At 63.5% G+C, this 5,364-nt stretch carries 5 protein-coding genes; 3 read left to right on the forward strand and 2 right to left on the reverse strand.

The window, feature by feature from the left end:
- On the forward strand, positions 1–344 hold a 344-nt coding region (locus tag MKL01_RS30290), incomplete at its 5' end, for a hypothetical protein (protein ID WP_243908890.1).
- 242 nt (positions 345–586) lie between these two features.
- Here the strand turns inward: MKL01_RS30290 and MKL01_RS30295 are convergent.
- Entirely contained in the window at positions 587–1,339 is a 753-nt protein-coding gene (locus MKL01_RS30295) for an SDR family NAD(P)-dependent oxidoreductase (RefSeq protein WP_243908891.1), read from the reverse strand.
- 110 nt (positions 1,340–1,449) lie between these two features.
- Between MKL01_RS30295 and MKL01_RS30300 the strand changes: the two genes are divergently transcribed.
- Positions 1,450–2,343: a LysR substrate-binding domain-containing protein gene (locus tag MKL01_RS30300; RefSeq protein ID WP_243908892.1), complete on the forward strand. Its 894-nt coding sequence runs from the start codon at positions 1,450–1,452 to the stop codon at positions 2,341–2,343.
- A gap of 297 nt (positions 2,344–2,640) precedes the next feature.
- Here MKL01_RS30300 and MKL01_RS30305 read toward each other — a convergent pair whose 3' ends face one another.
- On the reverse strand, positions 2,641–4,287 hold the full coding sequence (locus MKL01_RS30305; protein WP_243908893.1) for a methyl-accepting chemotaxis protein: 1,647 nt from the start codon (positions 4,285–4,287) through the stop codon (positions 2,641–2,643).
- A gap of 808 nt (positions 4,288–5,095) precedes the next feature.
- Here MKL01_RS30305 and MKL01_RS30310 point away from each other — a divergent pair.
- On the forward strand, positions 5,096–5,364 hold a 269-nt coding region (locus tag MKL01_RS30310; protein WP_243908894.1), incomplete at its 3' end, for a substrate-binding domain-containing protein.

The raw sequence follows: 5,364 nt of genomic DNA on the forward strand, positions 1-5,364 counted from the left end.
CCGTCGTGGACATGTTCGTCGGGCAGCTGGGGTTCGTCGAGCTGCGACGCACCGAACGCGCCGTGTGGTTGCGTCAGCCCGGGGCCAATGTGGACCTGCAGCTCAGCCGTAGCGACACCGGGCACCGGGATCTTGACCGACAGCGCTCGCAGGTCTCGTTCCTCAGCGAAACCCCGCAAGCCGACCTCGACCGGTTGGCCTCTTGGTTCGTCGCCAGGGGACTGGCAGCTCGTGTCGGTGCTTATTCCGATCGCGAGTTCTATCTCGACGTGCTGGCGGCATTCGTCGATTTCGTCGTCGAGGCGATGCTGCCCGAGCTCGCCGCTTACGACGTCGTGGTATGACCCATAGCGGGCTCTGGGAAAGTCCGCTCTTAGGATTCGCCGCCTGGCCTTCCACTACCAACGGCGCACCGACGTCTACCTCGCCCTTACGATGCTTACTTGTGCCTCATCGTACTCAATCAAAGCCTTCGAACGAGCCGGATCAAGGTGGGCTTGACCGACGTCTCCGAGTATCAAGGTTTGAAGAAAGAGAGCGTCGGCCTTCAACGGCCGACGCTCTGGAAGGCGCCCGGGCAAAAAATTCAGATCTGGGCTTGCCCGCCGTCGACGAAGAGCTCGACGCCGTTGACGAAGCTCGCCTCGTCCGAGGCCAGGAACAGCACCGCCTTGGCGATCTCCTCCGGCTGAGCGATGCGCCCGGCCGGAATCAGGCCGGCGAGGTAGTCCTTCGTGCCCTTCGCCTGGTCGCCGCCGCCAAACAGCTCGTTCAGGCCCGCGGTCTCCGTGACACCGGGGCTGACGGCGTTCACCCGGATGTGGCGATCCTTAAGATCGAGGATCCAGTTGCGGGCGAAGTTGCGCACCGCCGCCTTGGTCGCCGAGTACACGCTGAAGGCGGGCGTGCCTGAGATGCTGGTGGTCGACCCGGTGAGGACGATGGCACCACCATCCTTCAGCAGCGGTAGGGCCTTCTGCACGGTGAACAGCACACCCTTCACGTTGGTGTCGAAGGTCCGCTGATAGTGCTCCTCGGTGATCGCACCGAGCGCCGCCATCTCGCCACCGCCGGCATTGGCGAAGACCACGTCGATCTGCGCGTGCTTCTGCTGAACCGCATCGTAGAGGCGGTCGATATCGGCCAAGCGCGCCATGTCGCCCTGGACCGCGGTCACGCGTCCGCCGATCTGCTTCACCGCCGCGTCGAGGGCTTCCTGTCGGCGGCCGGTGATGAACACCCAGGCGCCTTCCTCGGAGAAGGCCTTGGCCGTGGCGAGCCCGATGCCGCTCGTGCCGCCAGTCACCACCACGACCTTGTTCTGGAACCTGTTCGTCATCGTCGTTCTCCGTCGTTCGGCGTTGCCTCGCTGCTGACGACAGAGATGCTGTGAGAACGATGATGCGAGTAGCCGGCAAACGTGGCACGTAGCGTTCCATTAGAGGAACGATGATGCGTACCGACCTCAACGACTACCGCTACTTCGCCGAGGTGGTGGCGCATGGTGGCTTCGCCGCGGCGGGCCGAGCACTGCGCGAGCCGAAATCGAAGCTCAGCCGCCGGATTGCGGCCATCGAGGCGCGGGTGGGTCTGCGCCTGATCGAGCGGTCGAGCCGGCGCTTCCGCGTTACCGAGGTTGGGCAGAGCTTCTACGAGCGTTGCCGAGCGATGATGATGGAGGCTGAGCGGGCCGAAGCGCTGGTGGCGGAGGCGCAGGCCGAGCCGCACGGGCGCATCCGCATGAGCTGCCCCAAGGGCCTGGTCGAAGCTGTTTCAGCGCCCGTGCGCACCTTCCTAACCCGCTACCCGAAGGTCAGCCTGCAGTTCATCGCCAGCGACAGGCCGGTCGACCTGATCGAGAAGCGCATCGACGTGGCCGTGCGGGTGCGACGAGAGCTCACCAGCGACGCGTCGCTGACGATGCGCTCGCTCGGGCACTCGCACTGGATCCTGGTTGCCAGCCCGCAGGTCGCCAGCCGCCTCGGCACCGACATCGCATCGCTTGGCACCTTCCCGACGCTCGGCACGAGCGACGACCCAGGCGAGGTGGAATGGCGGTTTGAACAGGCGGGTGGGGCGACGTACCGGCTGCGCCACGAACCGCGCCTGACGTGCAGCGACTTCGCCGTCCTTTGTGATGCGGCTGCGGAGGGCATCGGCGTCGCCTACCTGCCCGACCATGTCTGTGCCGGCCACATCGCCTCAGGCAGGCTCGTTCACGTTCTCCGGGATTGGCGCAGCCAAGCCGGCATCGTCCACCTCGTCTTCACGACCCGGCGCGGCCTGCCACCGGCCGTGCGAGCCCTGATTGACCACCTCGCGGCAGCCTTTCCGAAGCTATGAGAGCAAGGACGCAGCCGGCTCGTATCATCATCCCGGTGGTTATCCGGTGAAGGTCCGCTTCGGGGCGAAGGGTCAGGATCCACAAGCCACCCCGAGCCGAAGTTGCCGGACTGGCGATCAATGACCGCTATGGGAAAGTGCTGGTGGAGGCCCAGACGGCTCGGTTGGGTCGAAAGCAGTCGGCACCAAGCGTCAGATTTCGTCCACTAGAACTTCAAGTCCCGCTCCTGAACATGGGGCGAGACCAACTGAGATCGGCTCGCAACCTGACTGATGAGGGGTCTAAGCCCGATAAGATCAGGCCGACCGAACGGATTGCAGGAACCGAGCGACTTCCGTGGAGAGGTGCCCGGACTGACCCGACAGATCGGATGCGGCCTTAAACACCTCGCTCGCTGCTGCTCCAGTCTCCTGCGCAGACTGCGCGACAGCCGTGATGTTGCTCGTGACGTGATCGGTGCCACTGGCCGCCTGCGAAACGTTGCGAGCGATCTCTTGCATGGCCGCCTGTTGCTCCTCGACCGCCGCCGAGATTGCAGTCGCGGTTTCGTTCAGACGCGTGAGAGTGCCCCCGATGCTCTGTATGACAGACACAGCGTCGAGGGTCGCGGTCTGGATCTGGTTGATCTGAGTCGTGATCCCAGCTGTCGCCTGCGCGGTCTGATTGGCCAGTTCTTTGACCTCGGTGGCCACCACCGCGAAGCCGCGGCCGGCCTCGCCCGCGCGCGCCGCCTCAATGGTGGCGTTGAGTGCCAGCAGATTGGTCTGACCAGCGATGGCTGAGATCATAGCCACGACGTCGCCGATCCGTTGTGCGCCGGCGGCGAGCACTTGCATGGCGGCGTCGCTGCGGCGGGCATCTTCGACGGCCTGTTGCGCCATGCCAGCTGACGCGCTGACCTGTTGCCCGATCTCGCGCGCCGTAGCTGTCAGCTCCTCGGTCGCTGCCGCGACCGACTGAACATTGGACGAAGTCTGCTCCGCAGAACTCGCGACGGACAGGGCCCGTCGGTCCGTATCGTGAGCGAGGCCGGACATCGAACGCGCGGTCGTTTCCATCGCACCTGCTGACACCGATACCGCCTCGACGAGGTGGCCAATGCGCGAGCCGAACTCGACGGCGAGACGGTCCAGATCTGCGCGGCGCTGGGCCTCAGCTTCCTTGCGAGCGACGTCATCGCGGGCTCGCTCGTCCAACGCCCGGCTCTTCAAGCCCTCCCGAAGTGCCGTCACGGCTTGCGCAATGTCCCCGACCTCGTCTCGGCGTCCTTCACCCGCCACCGCAGCTTCAAGGTCTCCCGAAGCCAGACGGCGCATGGAGGAGGTCAGCGCCTTCAGTGGCCGCGAGACGGACCGGGCCATCATGAAGCCGATTACGAGAGAGGCGGCTGCGAGCGGAAGCATCTTGAGCAGCAGCGCCCAAATCGTCTGGACAAGTTCGGCATCGACATCGTCGACGTAGACCCCGCTTCCGATCGCCCAATCCCATTCGGGCACGGCGGCTGCGAAGCTGATCTTCGGCGACGACTCTGTCGCGTTCGGCTTTGGCGTGGCATACTCGATGAAACCGCGACCGGTGCGTGCAGCGGCAACGATCTCCCGCACAATGTAGAGGCCATTGTTGACGTCACGGACGTCCCACCGGCTGGTGCCTAGATAATCCTTGCGCACGTGCGCAATCGTCTCACCGGTGTACGAATAGCTGAAGATGTAGTTGGTGCCCTCGAACCGCATGGCCGAAAGCGTCTCGATCGCGATCCGCTTCGCTTCGGCCTCAGGTATGGCACCGATCTTCGCGCGCTCAACCATGGGTCTGATAGAGGAAATCGCGACCTGGGTCAGAGCCCGCACTTGCTCGCGTTTCTGATCGAATAACATCGATCGGACTTGAAACAAGGTGACGACGACGCAACCCGCGGATAGCAGCAATGCGAGGAGCGTCATCGTCAGAAAACGCTGTGAGATCGTGATATTGGGGCGGCGAAACATTTGAGACATGCGTCACGCAAAACCTACGATCGGGGCTCTCGTAGGTAGCCAAACTTGCTTAACGTTGACTTATACAATCGTTAAAGATTATTAATTTTTGGCTGTTCTGTATGCTATCCTGCTCTTTGAAGGTTCGAGTGCAGCCTTCGAAATTCCGTCTGTCTATGCCCGGCCGCGCTTGCGGCAACGATCGGATGTGCGCAAAGCAGTAGGATCTTCTGCTCCTCGGACCAGTCGCCCAGCACCGTTCCGGTGACGGCCGAGATGTCGAAGATTGCGGCAAGCTGATTAGATCGACGCTCGTCATAGCGTTGCTACGCAGCGCGTAGAGCGGGGTGTAGAGCGCTGTCTGGAATACTGTCTTGAGTCAGCACTCAACATCGGTACAGATAGGTTCGAGCTCGCAGAGCTACTCGCCGTTGCGATCGGTGAATAACGGCGGGAACTTGACGCTCATCGCCCCAAAGGTGTCCTGGTCTCGGCCTGATCCCTTCATTACGCTCGGTTCAGCAATAGCGCTGAGGTTGAGGACGATGCCGACGAAGTCTATGGTCAAGCTCGTGGCGTGGCTCACTGTCGCCCTCGCGTCGTGGCCAAGCCACGCAGACGAAGCGCTCACCGTGCTGATGTCAGGCGGGTTCGCGCTGGCCTATCGAGCGGTCCTGCCGGATTTCGAGCACGACACCGGCATCTCCGTCACAACGCTGTCCGGCGCGTCTCAGGGTACGGGGCCGCAGACGGGAAGTCCCAGCTCGAACGCGGTGTGGAGGCCGATGTCGTCATCCTCTCGGAGAACGGCCTGGACGAGCTGGTCGCAATGGGGCGCATCACCCAAGGATCAGCCGTAGGGTTAGCCAGCGCGCCCCTCGGCGCAGCGGTGCGCCAGGGCAGCCCAAAACCCGATATCGCTACCGTCGACGCCGTGAAGCGCGCCTTGCTCGGCGCCCGCCTGCTCGTGATGCCCGGGAGCACCAGCGGTCTTTTCATGAAGACCGTGGTGCTTCCGAAGCTGGCGATCGCCGATCGGGTCTC

It is taken from the genome of Methylobacterium sp. J-070 (assembly GCF_022829385.1).
In the GTDB taxonomy this organism is placed as follows: domain Bacteria; phylum Pseudomonadota; class Alphaproteobacteria; order Rhizobiales; family Beijerinckiaceae; genus Methylobacterium.